Origin of the sequence: Halobacillus sp. K22, from assembly GCF_052246795.1 — a bacterium.
In the GTDB taxonomy this organism is placed as follows: domain Bacteria; phylum Bacillota; class Bacilli; order Bacillales; family Halobacillaceae; genus Halobacillus.
In genome coordinates this window covers 122,581-141,592 of sequence record NZ_JBQQCN010000008.1, presented here as the reverse complement: position 1 = coordinate 141,592, position 19,012 = coordinate 122,581, and the positions used below count along the sequence as shown (strand labels likewise).

Genomic DNA, 19,012 nt, shown 5'->3' with positions numbered 1-19,012 from the left:
CGAAAACTGACATTTTCCGTTAGATAGCGGTGTACGGCCAAGTGTTTTTCTTGGGAAGTAAGTTTGGACATATGGTGGATCCCTCCTAGGTTTCGTGAGGTGTCCAACATTTGGGGGTCATTACAGGCTGTGAAGCCCGAGGAAGCTCACCACAGAAGAGGTTCGACTAAGAACGCCACGTCGTGTGGCAACGTCGAACGACCCTGCGTCGTGCAGGGCCGGAAAGCGAAATTGTCCCCCGCAGGACCTAATTCTCTCAAAAGTCTCGAAACTGAGTCTTCCAGTATCGGGAGCTATACCGTGAAATCAGCACTGAAGTTTAAGAAAGTCGTTGTGTGAGAAAATAATTTGAGTTACAAGGGCAGAAGGTATAAACTTGTATATAGAAAATACAAACGTAATAAAGGAAGGTCTGTCCATGGACAAAGAACAAGAAATCATGACGGTTTCTCAAGTTGCTGATTATCTTCAAATTAGTGAAGTGACCACATACAAATTGGTACAGGAAGGACGTATCCCGGGCTTTAAAATCGGGCGTCACTGGCGAGTAAGAAAAGAAGACTTAAGAGAACATATAAGGAAGCTTCAGCATGGTGAGCATTTATAATTCTTCCATGTGAAAAACCCTCTTAGTAAAAGAGGGTTTTTTTGAGTTTTTGTTTCAATTTTTATTTTTTCTTTCACAAAAAGCAAGGAATAAAACTATATAATGAAGATAGAAGTCAGAAGGGGGAAGAAGGTGGGGGTAATGAGCCGGGGAAGTTATGCATCGAGAATTTTGATATTTGTTATCTTGATTTCGACGGTGGTTTATTTCATTCATTTCAGATGGCATATCACTCCGAATGATCTTCAGGAAATGTTTACTGCTTTTGGCTGGTTCTCACCTTTCATCTTCATAGGAGCTTATATGGCTGCTCCATTTATGATGTTTCCTGCTCCGATTTTGTCGATGAGTGCCGGTTTAGCTTATGGGATTTGGCCGGGAACTCTGTATATTTGGCTCGGAGCGGGCGGGGCAGCTGCTACGGGATACTTAATTGGACGTTTTTTCGGGAAAGCGGTACTTCAATTAAATCAATATTCCTGGTCTGCTAAAGCGGAAGAAAAAATGAACAAACAGGGGTTTTGGTTTGTGCTCGTGTTACGTCTTTTCCCTCTGATGGGTTTTAGTTTGCTGAGTTATCTGTCAGGTATGACGAAGATACGTTTCTCAACCTATCTTTCTGCCACGTGGATTGGAATTCTGCCCGGTGTATTTGCTTATGGAACTTTAGGAGCAAGCTTGATGGAAGGAGATCCGCTCATTATCGGGGCGGCCGTCCTGTTATTTATGATTCTCTTAAGTCTATCATTCTTCTTTAGGAATAAAGTTAAGCTTTGGCTAGATTTATAGCAGAATAAAGAGGAGGATGGGTGAATGGATTAGAGGAGCGCCTGCATTCGAGTGGAATGTTCAGTATAAAAGATAGGAAGCCCCATTTTTGAAGGAAATGGAGCTTAAGATAGCTTTTCATTTGTAGTGTTCTGTTCATATAATTTTCAGTTTCTCAGGATAATAAAAACAAGATAAATGATATACATCGTCAGAAGGATGAAACCTTCTCTTTTTCCAATTTTATAATGGGTCCTCGAAAATAAGAGTAACAACAAGCTCAATACAATCATAATCATCACGTCGGTAAATATCTTTCCATTTACAGGTAAAGGCGTAATGACAGCTGAAGCACCAAGCACAAATAAGATATTAAAAATATTACTCCCAACGACATTCCCCAGGGCAATTCCACTTTCTTTCTTTAAGGCAGCGGAGATGGAGGTTACCAGTTCAGGAAGCGATGTCCCGATCGCAATGATGGTTAACCCTACTAATGTTTTACTCATTCCAAGATCATAGGCAATGGCTGTACCGCTGTCTACTACCAGGTCACCCCCAAAAATAATGGCTATTAAACCTGCAAACGTTAAACCAATGTTTTTCCCCCACTTAATATCTGAAGGAATGGGCTCATCTGTTGAGCCTTTTCGACTTTCCAAGCCCACTTCAATCACATAATACATAAAAATGGATAAAAACAATAAAAAGATGATGCCGTCACTGCGTGTGAGCAGGTTGTCACTTAATCCCTGTAACTTCGTGTCACTGATCAGTACGAGTAAAGCGCCGCTCGCCAGCAATGTAAACGGAATTTCTTTCTTGGTCGTTTCACTCTCTACCATCAGTGGATAGAGGAAGGCTGCGATACCGACCACTAATGTGATATTAAAAACGTTACTTCCAACCACATTACCCAATGAAACTTCCGCATTCCCCTGTAAAGCGGCAAGGATACTGACGGTTGCTTCAGGTGAGCTTGTGCCAAACGCCACAATCGTTAACCCGATTAAAATAGGCGGAACACGGAGCAGCCTGGCAATGTTAGATGATCCATCAACAAATAAATCGGCTCCTTTAATTAATAAGCCGAAGCCGATAATTAAGAATATGTAAGCCATAGTTGCTCTTCAGACTCCTTTTTATTTTTTACTTGTTTAACCATACCCTCATTCACTGCGGTTGAAAAGTATAGGTGCACGCTTTATAAGCGACGATCTACCCTGTGCAAAACTTAGCCATAGATGGCTTAAGTTAACTGACTTCTTGGACATCGATTGTATTAGGCTGGTGAGGAGTAATCATGAGCAGTCCAACGTTGGCCTAGATTGCGCTTTTTTATAAAAATTCGTTTTTTTAAATTTGAAAAGAAAGGTTGGCAAGAAGAAGTGAGTTGTGTAGAATAAAAAACGTACATTGATAATTATTTATTACATAATGTTCGTATTTTATTTATTGGGAGGAGAATTAGTATGAGTTTAAAACAAAGACTAATTATTTTAATCGGGGGCGTGCTTTTCGTTTTCTTAATGGCGGGGTGTGGGGAACAGCCCGAGGATGCAGCAGCAGCTGACAAAGAGGAAGAAAAAGTAATAGGAATCATTGGTCCAATGGAAGTGGAAATTGACATTCTTCATTCTCATATGGAAGTGGAAGAGACTACGGAAAAAGGGAAATTAACCTTTTACGAAGGAACTTTAGAAGGCCAGCCTATTGTACTTGTCAAATCCGGAATAGGGAAAGTGAATGCCGCTTCCGCAGCTCAAATGCTCATCAGCGAGTTTGATGCAGATGTATTGATTAACTCTGGTGTTGCAGGCGGGATCCACCCTGATCTAGGTCTTGGAGACATCGTTATTTCTACGAAGACCGTGCATCATGACATGGACGAAACGGCTAAAGATTTCAAGCCAGGCCAAATTCCATACATGGACACACGATATTTTGAAGCGGATCAAGAATTGATTGAGCTAGCTAAGAAAGGTACAAAAGGTCTGCCTGATTACGTAGATGTATTCAAGGGACCGATTGCGACAGGAGACCAATTCATCGCAAGCCAGGAAAAAACGGACTGGATCTATGAAACGTTTGATGCTTATGTCGTGGAGATGGAAGGCGCGGCTGTTGGACAGGTTGCCTACTTAAATGAAATTCCGTACGTAGTCATTCGTTCAGCTTCCGATGATGCAGGAGAAGAAGCGGCTGGAATTCAGGAAAACTTTGTGGAAGAAGCAGCTCAAAATTCCAGTCATGTGATTGAAGAAATGTTAAAGAATATGTAGGTATGGACAAGAAAAGCCTGATTTCGACTTTCTACTGAAATAGAGGGGGCAGGCTGGTTGAACCGATTGAGTGCTCCATGCGTCGTCGGTTCAGTGATGTAGGTAATCATCAGTCAGTGATATTAATGTTAAATACTTTTTAATGAAAAAGACAGAAAGACTACCTTTCTGTCTTTTTTTTATTCAAAATTAGACTGATCTTCCTTCAATATATATCGGTAAAGGTTTATGGCCAAGTTGGAAAAACCTCACCATGATATTAATCGATAATAATGATGCTTTGATTCTCGTACAATTTTTTAATATCCGGTTTCACTTGTTCGGTTATTAAGTAAGTCAAATTGTCTGTTGGACAAACGATATGATTTGAAATCGTATCTAACTTGTCATTCGTAACCATTCCCAGAATTTCAGTAGAAATAGATGCCATTTTTCTTTTAACTAGAGCCTCCGACAAGCTAGGAACACTTATTCCTATTTGAGGATCTATTTTATAAATCCCCATTATATATAAATCTGCCCTCATTGTAGTTAAGGATTCAAAGGTATCAATCCCCAAATTAACCATGGACTGCTTAAATAAAGTTCCTCCAATCATGATGACTTCCACATCTTTATGATTAGAAAGTGCCATAGCAATAGGGGGGCTGTTCGTGATCACAGTACCCTTAAGAGATAAAGGCAGCTGCTGTACTAATTGTAAGTTAGTCGTCCCTCCATCTATTAAGATAACCATATCGTCTTTAATAAGGTCTAAGGCCTTGGTAGCCAAATTCAATTTTGTTTCATTATAAATTTCCTGCCTCGTTGAAAAGTCTTCGACGGGTGGCCCTTTTCTCAATGCCCCGCTATGTACTCTCTTAATAACACCCTGGTGATCTAATTCTTTTAAGTCTCTTCTAATTGTATCCTCTGAAACGGAAAGTCGTTTGCTTAAGTCGCTAGCAATAACTTTGTGTTCATCATTTAGAATATCAACAATTTTTTGTTGGCGTTCTTGTTTAAGCATATACTTTTTTCTCCTCATATAATTTCTTGAGATCTACCACATATTATAAAATAAAAAATACTAACAAGCAAAAAGATGCAGAAAAATGCAAAAAACATGGTTTACATTTTAAATAACATGCATTAACATGAATGAAAAGGCATTCAAACACAAACAAGGAGGCATAAACGTGCAGAAAAAAGTTACTATAGCTCCATCCATCATGTGTGCAGATCTCTGTAATCTAGAAAAAAGCGTAAAAGAAATTGAGAGAGAGGGACTGGATACGTTACACATTGATGTCATTGATGCAAGTTTCAGCCCAAGCATGCCGTTAGGTATCTCAACCATTGAGCAGTTAAGAAAAATAACGGATATGAAATTTGACGTTCACATTATGTCGAATGACAATGAGTTTTTCATTCAAGAGATGCTCAAGATAGGTGTCGATCAAATAACTTTCCATATTGAAACCAGCAGACATATCGATCGTTATATCAATTTAATTAAAAAACACGACACCAAAGTCGGCATTGCTCTCAACCCGGCAACTCCATTATCTGTTCTGGAATATGTATTACCGCAATGTGACACCGTTTTACTGATGTTAATCAATCCAGGCTTTGCAACGGATAAAAACGAAGAGCAGGTCTCTTATGCTTCAAAGAAAGTGCAAGATTTATCTAACTTGATTAAATCTAAAGGACTGGATACAAAAATCGAAGTGGATGGACGTGTTTCTCTAAACACCATATCCGGGCTGGTAAACGCTGGCGCAGATATATTAGTAGCGGGCAGTACAAGTTTATTCAAATCAGACAATAGTTTAGCAGACAATAAGAAACGGATAGAAGAATTAATCCTTGAGGGATTATATGAGGAGGCTAAATAATATGAGCGACTATAATTATGCAACCAAAAAAATAACGGATGAAATTACATCAAGCTTAACTAATATCAATAGCGAAGATGTTGAAAAATTATTAATTGAAATCAACAACGCTGAAAAAGTATTTTTTGTGGGTGTAGGAAGGGTCCTTTTATCCTTAAAAGCCATAGCCAAAAGATTAGCACACCTCGGCATTAAAACGTATGTGGTGGGCCAAATCACTGAACCGGCTATTACAGATAAGGATTTACTCATAGTCGGATCTGGAAGCGGGGGAACGCAATTTCCATTGATTATTGCTAACAAAGCCAAGCAATTTAATGCAAGAGTTGCCCATATCGGAGCAAATCCAAATAGTCCAATGAGCGAATATTCAGATCTATTTGTCAGAATCCCTGTAAGTTCTAAAGTAGATACTCCTGGAGAAGTCCATTCTGAGCAGCCGATGAAGAGCTTATTTGAGCAGAGTCTATTGTTATTGGGAGACACGCTCGCATTGATGATGGTAAATAACAAAAATATTGAGTTGGAATCCCTATGGGAGCACCACGCGAATTTAGAATAGGCCTGCCCAATGAGGCCGCGGGAACTGTAAAGGAGGGTCAATTATGAAAGCGCTACATTTCGGTGCAGGAAATATCGGTAAGGGTTTAATCGGATATTTGTTGAATAAAAGTGGATTCGACTTATGCTTTGTCGATGTAAACGAAGAAGCGGTCAACCATATGAATAGCAGCAACTATTATTCGTTGGAACTATTAGATGAAGATCATACGGTAGAGTCCATTTCCCCTGTACGTGCACTGCACAGCAGTTCAAAGGAACAAGTGGTTGATGCAATCGTGGAAGCTGACCTCATCACCACCTCTGTAGGAGCAGGTAATTTAACTAAGATTGCGCCCGTAATATCCGAAGGGCTGTTAAAAAGAATTCAATTGGATAAGGGCAACGTGGATGTCATTGCTAATGAGAACATGATTAATGCTTCCTCTAAATTGAAAGAAGAGATTCATAGAGTTGTCTCCACAAGTGAAATGGATGCTATCCGTTCACATGCTGGGTTTCCGAATTCAGCGATCGATCGACTTTCACTATCTGAAGAGAGAAGTGAAGGTGAAGTTACCCTTGTAGAGCCTTATTACGAATGGATGATCGAAAAGTCAGGAATGCTTAATTCAGATTTGCCATCTATAAGTAACGCCACTTATGTAGAGGAATTAAAACCATATATTGAACGAAAGTTGTATATCGTCAATCTGGGCCATGCGGCCACAGCTTATACAGCATTTCTGGAAGGTTATGGGACGATACAAAACGCCTTAACGAACCCCGAAATTGAAAAGTTCTTGCGAGAGACTCTTAAGGAATCCGCGGGTTATTTTACTCACACGTATCATTTTGATCCCGAGGAAATGAGGGAGTTTATTAGTAAGACGATAAAGCGATTTAAAAATGCTAATATAAGTGATGATATTTTACGAGTGGGAAGGTCGCCAATCAGAAAGCTGGGATTTAATGAGCGATTGGTCAAACCCACCCGAGTCCTTTACGAGTTGGGTTTGCCAGTAGAGAAACTCACAACTGCGGTAGCCACAGCCTTCTTATTTGATAACCCTCACGATGAAGAGGCTGTTACTATTCAATCCTATATTCGTGAACATGGAATCGAACAAGCGATTACCCATTTCACGGAAATAGAGGATACAAGCTTAAAGAGAAAGATCAAAGATAACTATATTAAATTGAAAGAAAATTACTCAATACAATCATAAATGAAAGGTGATGTTACTATGTTAGCCGAGTATTTAGAAGGAAATATCCGTTTCTTACCCTCCGTTGATTCCTGGGAAAATGGCATACGAGAAGCAGCTGATCCATTATTAAATGATGGGTCGATCACACAAAGCTATGTGGATGATATGATTCAGAATGTAAATACAAATGGTCCATATATTGTCATTGTCCCTGGCATTGCAATGCCTCATGCTAAAAATGAAGGCAGCGTAGTCAAAACAAGTGTATCCTATTTAAAACTGGAAGAACCCGTAATGTTTCCAAAAGATAAAGAAGTTCACACTTTTTTCGTATTAGCTGCTGAGGATAGCACTGGACACTTAGATCTAATATCCGATTTGTCTACTATTCTTATGGAGGACGATATTAAGAATAAACTCGAAGAAGCTAAAAGTGAGCAGGAAATATTCGACGTGTTACAAATGGTTGAAGAGACCTGAACTTAATTAAACGGTGAAAGCAACCTCTGTCTTTTCCTTTACTTCTGATCGTAGCTTTTAAATTTACTGAATTATCAGAAAGGAACGATAAATATGGGTGAATCAGCACGAGTAACGGATAATGTTGAAGAAATAAACAAAACTCCTTCTACGCGAGCAAAAGTACAAGCATTTGGTGGATTTTTAACAAATATGGTTCTTCCGAATATCGGAGCTTTTATAGCCTGGGGACTATTGACAGCTTTGTTTATACCAAGTGGCTGGATCCCCAATGAAGAGCTTGCCCAGATCGTCGGCCCGGCTATTAAATACTTGCTGCCTTTACTCTTAGCCAGTACAGGGGGACGAATGGTTGGAGGCCAAAGAGGAGCTGTGATGGGGGCTATCGGGGCTATTGGATTGATCGTTGGATCAGATATTCCAATGTTCCTCGGAGCTATGATAATTGGCCCGTTAGGCGGTTTGATCATCAAGAAATTCGACAACCTTATTGAAAATAAAATTCCGGCCGGATTTGAAATGATTGTTAATAATTTCTCGCTGGGGATTTTAGGATTCCTATTGATGATTATTTCCTTCTACTTTATAGGTCCTACAATAGAATCGGCAAATAACCTTGTCACAGCCGCCATTGAGGCGCTAGTTGCTACTGGTTTATTGCCTCTGCTTTCTCTCATTAATGAGCCGGCAAAGGTACTATTCTTAAACAACGTCATCGATCAAGGGATCTATTATCCTTTGGGAATGCAAGCGGCCGCTGAAACAGGAAAGTCTATATACTTTACTGTAGCTTCTAATCCCGGCCCAGGGCTTGGATTGTTGCTGGCATTCACTGTCTTCGGCAAAAAGACAGCTAGAAGAACGGCTCCAGGTGCAATCATCATCCACTTCTTCGGTGGAATTCATGAACTATATTTCCCATACGTATTAATGAAACCCCTTACAATAATAGGGATGATTGCCGGTGGTGCGTCAGGTATAGCTGTTTTCAGTTTATTTGACGCGGGACTCGTCGCCGGACCAAGTCCTGGCTCTATTTTCGCCTATCTTGGATTAACACCAAAAGGAAGCTTCATTGGAATTATTTCTGGTGTCCTAGTAGCTGCCGTTGTAACATTCCTAATTACAGCGCTCATTCTGAAACTTGACAAAAGTTCTGAAGATGAGGATATCTCTGCTTCTGTAGAAAAGTCCAAAGCTATGAAGCAAGAAGGGAAAAAGTCTTCTACCCCTGGAAAAAAAGATGAAGAAATCAATAAAATCTCTTTTGTATGTGATGCCGGTGCGGGAAGCAGTGCAATGGGCGCAACCACTTTTAGAAAGAAATTGCAAAAGAATAATATTGAAGGCATTGAAGTTAAACATTACAGAATAGAAGATGCTCCCGAACATTCAGACATCATTGTCGTTCATGAAGACTTAGAGGAAAGAGCGAGAAGGGCTCATCCTGATAAGGAAATCATTTCTATTGGAAACTATTTAAATGATCCTGCGCTTTCACAGCTGCTTGATCGATTGAAAAGGGATTAGTTCAATTGGATAGGAACTGATCGTTAAGAAGGTCTCTTTGGAGACCTTCTTTTTTATGGTGAGAATACAACGAATGTTTTGCCTGTCCATCCAATTTCAATATCCATAGAACGGTCGCCATGTTAATGATTTTCTTCTTCCTGATCTTTCTGGTTTTGTTCAAATTTTTTCTTTTCAAACTCCAGTTTCTTTTCTTCTAACTCTAATTGCTTCTTTTTAAAGTCAAATTGGAGTACGAAATATAAAAAGGTGAAAGTCAGAGCAACAATTACTGAAATAAAGAAAAATAGGTTCACATGAATCTCCTCCTCTATAAAAATTTCTAAGAATCCTGCGTGCCACATCGATCATTGATCATATCATGTGAGTTTCTGTTTAGCGAACCTGGTCAGTAAAGTTTATTTCCTATTGAATCATTTCCGACTATCCTATCTCAACCTCCGTCCATTGTTCCTATACTTGTTCCATACTGCTATACTAGAAGGACCAATACCATTCCAGATAAGGGAGCTGACTAGCATGAAAGATGTCCTTATCCAGTATATGAAACGGTTTTCCGATCTCAGCGAGTCCGAATTAAAAAAAACTGACTGAGAATGTTCTGGTGGTTGTTTTTAAGAAAGGAACGATCCTTTTACATCAGGGAGACATTCCCGATGAATGCTATTTTGTTTTAAAAGGGTGTGTACGGCAGTTTGCTGTAGATGAAAATGGAAATGAGAATACGTACAATTTCATCACCGAAGAACAAAGTGTGACGATCTTTAATCAGCATACGACGGATAAAGGTTCTCCATACGCTCTTAGCTGTTTGGAAGACTGTACACTGGTTGTAGGTGATTTATCTACGGAGCAGGAAAATTACGATGTACATCCGGTATTAGAAGCCATGACTCGCAAAATGATGGAAGAGGATATGGGTGCTATGAGAGATGATTTCTCCGCCTTCATCTCCTCGACCCCTGAAGAACGATATCATGCTTTGATGGAAAAAAGACCAGGGTTAGTGGACAGGGTTCCTCAGTACCAGCTGGCAAGCTACCTGGGAATCAAGCCGGAATCCCTAAGCCGTATTAAGAAACGGTCAGCTAATCACCTCAGAATAGTGGATTAGTATTCGTCCAAAGTCAACTTTCTCCCTTTCATCAGTAACCATATACCAAAACCTAATTCTCCTATGAACATGGGAACCATAAGAATTAATTCCAGTACCCCTGTAAAACGTTCCATTTGTGGGATGAAACCGTACATGGAATGAATGAACGAGTAGCTGATACCAGCTAATACGACTAGAATGCTAATAACTTTTGGTATTTTCTTTGTATCCACGGCTATCAGGCCAACTACGATAAGATGAAGCCCGAATATAATTAATCCAAAGGACCAGATGGCTTCAAATGCTGTGATGGAAGCCATGACGTGGTGTGCTCCAACTGACACTGTGGCTTGAACAAGGCTATTGGCTATAACAAGGTGTGAAACCGCAATCGCTAGAATGGCTGTGTAAAGTAAACGAAGCCAGCCGGCTAATAAGGCATAACCCAGGTGAAACGGTTTTAGGAAGACATAAAAACCCCACGATACGATTAAATCCGTTATGAGAATAATCAGCCATCCAAATATCTCAAGCCGAAACATGGATGGAGAGGCATGGATGTTTTTTAATGTAACTGCCGCATCTCCATCTATGACTAATGAACTGTGCACATACCCGTGAGCAAAGAATGCAGCCAATGTCATGACAAGCAAGGCGACACCTGAAAGGAAAGCTGCTTTCTGCTGAAAATTTTGATTCGTTGTTCTGCTTAATTTCACGAAAGATCCTCCTCGAATTTGATTTCATAACTATTGTATTTTGCCTGAGGAAGAATCTCATTGACTTAAATCAAGGAATTGGTGGTTTTAGAAATTTTGGCAAGTGAATTTCAAAAGTGCACGGAAAATACTTGGACTTGTAACTTGAAGGGTACTGTATAGAAAAAGTACGTCATAAAAAAGAAACTCTAAACTTCCTTCCAAGGAGGAGTTTAGAGTTTTTTTTATTAGTTAGAGCATTCATTAAATATTACTTCTTTTTAACTATATTGAGGTACTTTTTTTGAATTCATTTGCTCATGACGAATGGTGGCCTGAGCGGCTGCCAGTCGGGCAGAAGGAACACGGAAAGGGGAGCAGCTTACATAATCCATGCCTAAATCAAAGCAGAACTGGATCGATTCTTTTTCACCACCATGCTCGCCGCAAATCCCTGTTTTTAGGGTGGACTTTGTTTGACGCCCCAGTTTCACACCACTTTCCACAAGCTTTCCTACACCTTCCTGATCTAATGAAACAAATGGATTCCTTTTTAGCACATCACGATCTACATACTGCTGGAGAAACTTGCCCTCGGCATCGTCCCGGCTGAATCCAAACGTGGTCTGCGTTAAATCATTGGTTCCAAAAGAAAAGAAGTCTGCCTCTTCGGCAATTTGATCGGCTGTTAGTGCTGCACGCGGTGTTTCAATCATGGTTCCAATCAAGTAGTCGAATGTCTTTCCTGTTTCTCCCTGGATTTGGTCCCCAATCGTCGTTACAAGTTGGCGCATGGTCTTCAGTTCATTCACATGGCTGACCAAAGGAATCATGATTTCGGATGTAACGTTTATTTCTTTCTCCATCACATTAGCCATCGCGTTAAAAATGGCCTTGACCTGCATTTCGTAAATTTCAGGGTGGATCATACCTAAGCGGCAGCCCCGATGGCCTAACATCGGATTCGATTCTTCTAATAACCGTACTTTCCGTAACAGGTTCTGCTTTTCTTCTAGCTTCGGTGAATGAGGGTCGGTCAGTTGCAGCTTTGTCACCTCAACGAGCAGTTCCTCTTTGTCCGGCAAAAACTCATGGAGCGGCGGATCTAATAAGCGCACGGTAATTGGATGTCCTTGCATCGTTTCAAATATTTGCTCAAAATCCTGCTGCTGCATAGGCAGAAGTTTGTCCAGAGATTCCTTACGTTCAGCGGTCGTTTCAGAAAGAATCATACTTTGTACCGTAGGGATGCGTGAGGTGTCCATAAACATATGCTCAGTACGACAAAGTCCAATGCCTCCTGCTCCAAATTCCAGGGCTTTCTCTGCATCAACAGAATTATCAGCGTTTGCTCTGACGCCCATTTTTGCTTCTTCGTCCGACCAGCGAAGCAGGATTTGGAATTCATCTGAAAGCTCTGGTTCGATCATTGGAATTTCGCCCAGGAAGATTTCTCCTGTTGAACCATCGATCGTAATCGTATCCCCGTGATTCACAGTGGTAGATCCTGTGATAAACTGTTTGGATTCTAAGTGAATCTTTATAGAGTCGCAGCCGCATATACATGCTTTTCCCATCCCTCTAGCTACAACAGCGGCATGACTGGTCATTCCACCGCGACTCGTAACGGTAGCCTGGGCAGCCACAATTCCGTGGATGTCGTCAGGTGTAGTCTCAGGTCGGACAAGGATAACCTTCTTTCCATCCCTGGATAGTTCTTCAGCTTCATCCGCATCAAAGACAACTTGGCCAGTGGCAGCTCCCGGGGAAGCAGGCAAGCCAGCAGCTAGTTGTTCCCGTTTATGCTCAGGATCGATCCGGTGGTGGAGCAGCTGGTCAAGTTGATCTGGGTCCACACGCAGAAGGGCTTCCCGTTGATCCATAATCTTTTCTTTTACCATTTCAACAGCGATTCGAATGGCTGCCTGGGCGGTTCGTTTACCTGTCCTTGTCTGGAGGATAAACAGATTTCCGCGTTCAACTGTAAATTCAATATCCTGCATATCCTTATAATGGTTTTCTAACAGATCGCAAGTATCGATTAATTGTTGATAGACATCTGGCATTTCGTTCTTAAGACTGGCAATCGGCTGAGGCGTGCGGATCCCTGCCACCACGTCTTCTCCTTGAGCATTAATTAAGTATTCTCCATAAAGCTTAGCCTCCCCGGTGGATGGGTTACGGGTAAAAGCCACGCCTGTACCGGAATCATCTCCCATATTGCCAAACACCATGCTCTGGATATTGACGGCTGTACCAAGATGGCCAGGGATATCATGTAGACGGCGATATAAAACAGCCCGCTGATTATTCCATGAATCAAACACGGCATTAATGGTAAGGAAAAGTTGTTCTTTTGGATCCTCAGGGAATTTTCGTTTTACATGTTTGAGTACAATTGATTTGAATGCTGCAATCACCTGTATCCAATCTTCAGCGGTTAGCTCGGTATCGGAATGATAGCCCTTTTCTTCACGGAAATCTTCTAACCGTTGTTCGAAAAAGTAGTTATCTACCTCCAGAACCACATTACTGAACATTTGGATAAACCTGCGATAGGAGTCATAAGCAAATCGAGGATTGTTTGTAAGCTCTGCCATTCCTTCTACTGTGTCGTCATTCATTCCAAGGTTCAAAACGGTATCCATCATTCCCGGCATGGAATGGACAGCACCTGAGCGAACAGAAACGAGGAGCGGATTGGCTGGATCGCCTAATCGTTTGTCTGTTTTAGTTTCAAGGGTTTGAAGTGCTTCTAATACTTGGGATTCGACTTCTTTCGAGATGACCTGGCCGGCATCGTAATAGGCATTACAGGCTGCGGTCGTAATGGTAAAGCCGTAAGGAACGGGTAAACCAATGCGGGTCATTTCAGCTAAATTAGCGCCTTTTCCACCCAGGAGTTCCTTTTTGCCGTTTTCAGATTGATCAAACAGGAATACAAATTGGTTATTCATTGTGCAAAGCTCCCCCTTTTATTAAACATGGCTAAGATAATATCAGCAGTCTCTTCAATGGCTTTATTAGACACATCGATGATCGGACAGCCGATTTTTTTCATGATATTTTGCGCGCAATCCAGTTCTTCAAAGATCCGCTCTAATGAGGCATAATTGGCTGCGTTGGTTAAACCCAGACTTTTTAATCGTTCTCTGCGGATGTCATTTAACTTCTCAGGTGAGATGATGAGTCCAATGCACTTTTTTCTTGGAACTTGGAAAAGTTCTTGAGGAGGTGGGAGCTCTGGGATGAGAGGTACATTCGCTACTTTAAACTGTTTATTGGCTAGATACATAGAAAGTGGAGTTTTAGATGTTCGAGATACTCCAATGAGAACAATGTCGGCTTGTTTTAAGCCACGTACTTCCTGCCCGTCATCATATTTCACCGCGAACTCAATGGCTTCCACTCTTTTAAAATAGTTTTCATCCAGCTTTCTCATTTCCCCAGGTTGTCGACTGGGCTGCATATCGAATGTTTGAGTGAACGCATCCATGAGAGGATACATTAAATCGACAGCTGGAATTCCTTCTTCTAAAGCTCTGAGGTCAAGATATTGCTTTAAATCCTGAAGGGCAATGGTGTAAGCGATGATGGAAGGACTATACTTCGCATTCGTAATGACATTATTAATATCCTGGGTGTCCTCGACATGAGAGAAGTGCTTAATTTCGACTTCTTTTCCAAAAAATTGACTGGCGACAGCCTTGACCATTAGGTCGGCTGTTTCCCCGATCGAATCTGATACGACAAAGACCGTTTCTTTTTTATTCACTATCCATCTCCTTCTTCTTAAAGTAATAGAATCAGCCGTATGAAACGGCATGGGTAAGTATAGAACCCTTCCTTTATGGAAGTGTTCATTAATTATTATGTCATACTATTTATCAATTAAAATGGTAATATGACATACTATTTATATGAATAGTATAGTATCACTGTTTGTGATTGGTTTCAATAGAAAGATAGCTAATTGTTTGAAAGTATTTTTCTGCAGATTGGAGAGCGAAGTTTGGGAAGAGGAACCATAAGTGTTGGGTGCTGGTATCAACAAATTGGGGTGAGGGCGCCGTAAATCGTGAGACCGATGGGGTGTGTAATCCAGGCGTAGTGAATAAATGGAAGAGAGTATCTATGCGGATGCCATTCAGCACTGTAATTTGGTCTATCTTATAGTTCATTTTTAAAGTGAAATGTGTTTAAATGGCATTACCAATAAAAACATCCAATTTTTAATAAATTCGCTATATTTTTGGGTGTTGCATTTTTATAAACTAGTGCAAGGTATACATTCTGTTAGCCATATCTCCCTCCTGAGATTCGTATCTATACATCCATCATGAGGGCTTTAATGCGCCTATTAACAAAAGATAACTAGAGTGACCCATAAACAAGGAGGGGAAATATAATGAAGAAAATCGGTGTATTAACGAGTGGAGAAGATGCTCCAGGCATGAATGCTGCCATCCGTGCAGTCGTAAGAGCAGGGACCTATCATGGCATGGAAATGGTGGGAGTTAAGCATGGATCGTATGGTGTGATTCATGAACTATTCGAGGGAATGGGTGAAAAGTCGGTCGGCTCCATCATGCAAAGGGGAGGGACCATCCTTCAGTCGTCTATAAGTGAAGAAATTTATACAGAGGAAGGTCTGCAGCGAGGAATAGGGAACTTGAAAAATGAAAATATAGAAGCGCTTGTTATTATTGGCGGTAGAGAGGCTTTAAAAACCGCCCAGGCCTTCAGTAAGTATGATTTCCCCTGTGTGGTTATACCTGCCACGATTGAAAGTAATATTCCAGGGGTGGATTACACGATAGGCTTTCATACAGCCCTCAATAACATTATCCATTACATAGATCGAATTCGGGACACTGCATCTTCCCACGAGAAAACCTCCATTGTTGAAGTAGCGGGGGAAGATGCGGGAAATATAGCGTATTATGCTGGACTTGCCGGCGGCGCAGAGAAAATATTAATTCCAGGCTGGAAAGAGGATGCAGATTATATTATTCAACAGATCAAGGCTGGAGATGAGAAAAGATACAGCATTATTGTGATAGCGGAAGGGAGCATAAATGGGGAGGATTTCAAACGCCAATTGAAAGAGCAGGCAGGAGTGGAGTCGCGTTTGATCGCTTTAGGCGATACCCAGCGCGGGGGCGCACCCACAGGAATTGATCGAATTTTAGCCAGCCGGCTGGGAGTGTTTGCAATAGAATCCCTGTTAAATAATGAAAGAAGTAAAATGGTTGGAATCACTCACAATGAACTGGTGAGTTATGACTTAGATGAGGTTCCTTCTCATAAGGCTGATATGGACGAAAGCATGTACCAGTTGTTTAAAAAACTCTCCTGATTGGAGGATATATAGCGGATGGATATGATTTAAAGCTCATACAAGTTGGAAATACCATGAATACCAAAAAGTCTCCCTTAAGATCGTAATCTCAAGGGAGACTTTTTGGTGCTTTCTGTTTGGACTATAAATAGGGACCTGTTCCTTTACTCAAGGACCAGGTCCATACTTTAAAAGATTATTCTCCAATGATTACTTTAGTTAAAGAAATTTTCCATTTCGAAATACTGTAATAATGGAACCGTTCTTCCTGCTCGATCCCAATTGTTGTATTCGCTGAAAATCCAATCCAAATCGTTATTAGCTCGTACTTCCACTAGGAACTCTACAATAAGATAACTTCGCCAATAATCGAACATTCTATGAGTCAGGCTACTGCTTTGAGGAAAATTGCTTTCCAATTCGTCTAAAGAATGCTGCCCATATTTATCCTTGAAAATTTCCACTAATTCTACCTCAATATTCGTTAATTCTTTAAACTCAGAGTTATCTAATAAGTGTTTTCTCGAGAGATAATTACACATTCCTTCTTCAAACCAGGTATTTAATTTACGCTCACCATCGAACTCCTCAACGAAGAGGTTTGCATGGTGGGTCAATTCCTGTGCCAATATAGTGAATAAACAATCATCAGAACAATGAGCAAAAAAGTCCTCTACTTCTGAAATATTCAGCCCTTCTACTTGTTCTGCCAATAACCTTCTCCATGCCGATAGGTCAGGAGAAATGTAGATCACATCACCCTCTGTATAGGCTGGGACCGGGACCTCAGAAAAAAAGGTCGTCGCTAAATTCTCACTGGTCCAGACTATTCCTTTTGGCAAAGTAGCTAAAGCGTATTTTTCCTCCAATACCTGTTGGTAAGTTTTTAATTTTTCACTGAACTTTTCAATGGTATCCTGATGTTTCATATATTCTTCCTGCGATTCAAAAGCATATATTTGCTTCATTTGAAAATCTCCTTTACTTCCATCACCCCGCGCGCGTACAGCATTTATTGCGGCAGCCTAAAATCATTTTTATTTTTAGCCACCAAAAAAGGCGCTTCAGTACTCCTGAAAGCGCCAAGCCTTATCTAAACGGTTAGCCCAGTTCATGAGCTCCCACTAAAATTACGTGCCACTAATGAATTTTTAATCATTTTCATCATTCTTCGACCAAATCTGCCTAAAGAATGACTATAAATATATTGTATCATGCTATATCATTAATTCCCAATTTATCCCTTTGTTTACTATTTCACACATATTATGTGGCCCATTCCAAAGTAAGAAATGGGGGATGAAATGGGCTTTTAAATACTTTTATAGGAGTGGATTTTCCTTTGAAAAATCATAAACTGCTAAAAGTCTCCCTGAAATATGAAGGTATTCCTTTTTTAATCTAACCGACGGACCCATACCTAAGTGATATCGAATAGACTATAGCCTATTCGCTAATCATTTACTTGCATATCTTATTAAGAATTATGAAAAGGGCAGACCGATGAATGTTGGGTTGGAAAAATTTCATACTCTCCATATCACATGAATCGCAAGCGATCAAAATATAACTTATTATAGAGGCTTGAGCCGACGGGGCTGCTGCTTTATATGAAGCAGGCAAAAACTTAACATAGTCAGTTTATGACTGAATATTAGGAGCGCTGATGTGTCTTTCTAAAAGACCATAGTACAAACAATACGTGTAGAAGAACCTGAATATTTTCCTTGACGATCACCATAGATCGTAAGAAAGGAGAAGGACATAGTGGATAAAGACCACAGTCGCTTACAATGTGTAAATGTGGAAAGAGTTTATGATTGGCTGCTTGTTCCTTTACACTTTACCACTTGTATAGAAATACCTAAAACCAAGAGAAAAGTCAGTGACGAAATTTGCGGCAATTTCTCAATTGCTTCCATAGAACAGATTAGTACACTTTGGGAATCCCACTTACCGTTTTCTATAGCTGGAAATGTTTCCCTGACGTTCGCAAATGGCAGCCAGAAGGACGTGGAGGTTCTTGTTAATGGGAAGGCAATTGAAACAGGGAATAGGGAACAGTTTAACCAAACATTCTCACCTCTGAGCAGTGTGGCCATGATTAATAATAACCCTCTAACCACTATAAGAGGTACATTTTGCATCACTCTTCATTATTTTCTGTAAAGAAATGTAATAGAGGATTTGTGGAGTTGTCAGGAAGAGAATTGTTACTTGTCTAATGAATGTGGAGTTCCGATCTCTGTAGAGGAACTGGATTGCAAAGAAATAGGTGAGCGGGAAGATAAGGAATTTATACTCCCTAATGGACACCAGACTATATTACAAAAAGTAAACCTATGTAAGCAAGGTTGCATTGGGCTTTCATACGATAGAGGAAGACAAATTTGTGTTTTTCCTTTTCAGAGAGTTGAGCAAGTGTTACTTTGTGCTCCAGAAGGAACTGATCTTCAATGTACAATCACGGATTTTTCTTGTCATATAAGCTCTATCATCCACCTGGATAACTGCTGGCGCTTAGAAATTACTATTAATATGTGTCAAAGCATACAGGCGACTGCCAACACCACATTAGA

At 40.5% G+C, this 19,012-nt stretch carries 17 protein-coding genes and 1 pseudogene; 11 read left to right on the top strand and 7 right to left on the bottom strand.

Going from position 1 to position 19,012, the window contains the following annotated elements:
* Positions 1-418: 418 nt before the first annotated feature.
* Together ACTWPM_RS08370 and ACTWPM_RS08365 are read left to right on the top strand one after the other, a co-directional pair.
* Positions 419-607: a helix-turn-helix domain-containing protein gene (locus tag ACTWPM_RS08370; protein ID WP_443132604.1), complete on the top strand. Its 189-nt coding sequence runs from the start codon at positions 419-421 to the stop codon at positions 605-607.
* Positions 608-748: 141 nt separating this feature from the next.
* Positions 749-1,396 (top strand): TVP38/TMEM64 family protein, encoded by a 648-nt coding sequence (locus ACTWPM_RS08365; RefSeq protein WP_443132608.1) that lies wholly within the window; start codon positions 749-751, stop codon positions 1,394-1,396.
* 146 nt (positions 1,397-1,542) lie between these two features.
* Here the strand turns inward: ACTWPM_RS08365 and ACTWPM_RS08360 are convergent, their stop codons facing one another.
* Entirely contained in the window at positions 1,543-2,496 is a 954-nt protein-coding gene (locus ACTWPM_RS08360) for a calcium/sodium antiporter (RefSeq protein WP_443132603.1), read from the bottom strand.
* 351 nt (positions 2,497-2,847) lie between these two features.
* On the opposite strand from ACTWPM_RS08360, the gene ACTWPM_RS08355 reads away from it, so the two are divergent.
* The gene (locus tag ACTWPM_RS08355) at positions 2,848-3,657 is read left to right on the top strand and encodes a 5'-methylthioadenosine/adenosylhomocysteine nucleosidase (protein ID WP_443132602.1); all 810 of its coding nucleotides are present in this window, start codon (positions 2,848-2,850) and stop codon (positions 3,655-3,657) included.
* A gap of 259 nt (positions 3,658-3,916) precedes the next feature.
* On the opposite strand, the gene ACTWPM_RS08350 is transcribed toward ACTWPM_RS08355, so the two are convergent.
* Complete coding sequence (locus tag ACTWPM_RS08350) at positions 3,917-4,666, bottom strand: DeoR/GlpR family DNA-binding transcription regulator (RefSeq protein WP_443132601.1); 750 nt, start codon at positions 4,664-4,666, stop codon at positions 3,917-3,919.
* A gap of 169 nt (positions 4,667-4,835) precedes the next feature.
* Here ACTWPM_RS08350 and ACTWPM_RS08345 point away from each other — a divergent pair, with 169 nt between their 5' ends.
* From ACTWPM_RS08345 to ACTWPM_RS08325, 5 genes are all read left to right on the top strand, one after another.
* The gene (locus ACTWPM_RS08345) at positions 4,836-5,537 is read left to right on the top strand and encodes a ribulose-phosphate 3-epimerase (protein WP_443132600.1); all 702 of its coding nucleotides are present in this window, start codon (positions 4,836-4,838) and stop codon (positions 5,535-5,537) included.
* 1 nt (position 5,538) lies between these two features.
* Positions 5,539-6,099, top strand: coding sequence for a 6-phospho-3-hexuloisomerase (gene hxlB / locus ACTWPM_RS08340; RefSeq protein ID WP_443132599.1), 561 nt, complete (start codon positions 5,539-5,541; stop codon positions 6,097-6,099).
* 43 nt (positions 6,100-6,142) lie between these two features.
* Positions 6,143-7,306, top strand: a complete 1,164-nt coding sequence (locus ACTWPM_RS08335) for a mannitol-1-phosphate 5-dehydrogenase (protein ID WP_443132598.1) — start codon at positions 6,143-6,145, stop codon at positions 7,304-7,306.
* 18 nt (positions 7,307-7,324) lie between these two features.
* Positions 7,325-7,768 (top strand): PTS sugar transporter subunit IIA, encoded by a 444-nt coding sequence (locus tag ACTWPM_RS08330; RefSeq protein WP_443132597.1) that lies wholly within the window; start codon positions 7,325-7,327, stop codon positions 7,766-7,768.
* Between the two features lie 93 nt (positions 7,769-7,861).
* Complete coding sequence (locus tag ACTWPM_RS08325) at positions 7,862-9,298, top strand: PTS mannitol transporter subunit IICB (RefSeq protein WP_443132596.1); 1,437 nt, start codon at positions 7,862-7,864, stop codon at positions 9,296-9,298.
* Positions 9,299-9,420: 122 nt separating this feature from the next.
* Here the strand turns inward: ACTWPM_RS08325 and ACTWPM_RS08320 are convergent, their stop codons facing one another.
* A complete protein-coding gene (locus ACTWPM_RS08320; protein WP_443132595.1) occupies positions 9,421-9,594 on the bottom strand; it encodes a hypothetical protein in 174 nt (57 codons plus the stop codon).
* A 223-nt stretch (positions 9,595-9,817) separates the two neighbouring features.
* On the opposite strand from ACTWPM_RS08320, the pseudogene ACTWPM_RS08315 reads away from it, so the two are divergent.
* Positions 9,818-10,412 (top strand): annotated as a pseudogene (locus ACTWPM_RS08315) (Crp/Fnr family transcriptional regulator).
* On the opposite strand, the gene ACTWPM_RS08310 reads toward ACTWPM_RS08315, so the two are convergent.
* The 3 genes from ACTWPM_RS08310 to ACTWPM_RS08300 form a co-directional block, all read right to left on the bottom strand.
* Positions 10,409-11,113, bottom strand: coding sequence for a DUF4386 domain-containing protein (locus tag ACTWPM_RS08310; RefSeq protein ID WP_443132594.1), 705 nt, complete (start codon positions 11,111-11,113; stop codon positions 10,409-10,411). The pseudogene ACTWPM_RS08315 and the gene ACTWPM_RS08310 overlap by 4 nt on opposite strands.
* 260 nt (positions 11,114-11,373) lie before the next feature.
* Positions 11,374-14,049, bottom strand: coding sequence for a pyruvate, phosphate dikinase (gene ppdK, locus ACTWPM_RS08305; RefSeq protein ID WP_443132593.1), 2,676 nt, complete (start codon positions 14,047-14,049; stop codon positions 11,374-11,376).
* Complete coding sequence (locus ACTWPM_RS08300) at positions 14,046-14,867, bottom strand: pyruvate, water dikinase regulatory protein (protein WP_443132592.1); 822 nt, start codon at positions 14,865-14,867, stop codon at positions 14,046-14,048. Before ACTWPM_RS08300 ends, ppdK begins: the two co-directional genes overlap by 4 nt.
* Before the next feature lie 633 nt (positions 14,868-15,500).
* Between ACTWPM_RS08300 and ACTWPM_RS08295 the strand changes: the two genes are divergently transcribed.
* Positions 15,501-16,451, top strand: coding sequence for an ATP-dependent 6-phosphofructokinase (locus tag ACTWPM_RS08295; protein ID WP_443132591.1), 951 nt, complete (start codon positions 15,501-15,503; stop codon positions 16,449-16,451).
* Between the two features lie 197 nt (positions 16,452-16,648).
* Here the strand turns inward: ACTWPM_RS08295 and ACTWPM_RS08290 are convergent, their stop codons facing one another.
* Positions 16,649-17,401, bottom strand: a complete 753-nt coding sequence (locus ACTWPM_RS08290; RefSeq protein WP_443132590.1) for a hypothetical protein — start codon at positions 17,399-17,401, stop codon at positions 16,649-16,651.
* Between the two features lie 799 nt (positions 17,402-18,200).
* Here ACTWPM_RS08290 and ACTWPM_RS08285 point away from each other — a divergent pair.
* A complete protein-coding gene (locus tag ACTWPM_RS08285; protein ID WP_443132589.1) occupies positions 18,201-18,602 on the top strand; it encodes an S-Ena type endospore appendage in 402 nt (133 codons plus the stop codon).
* Positions 18,603-19,012 lie beyond the last annotated feature (410 nt).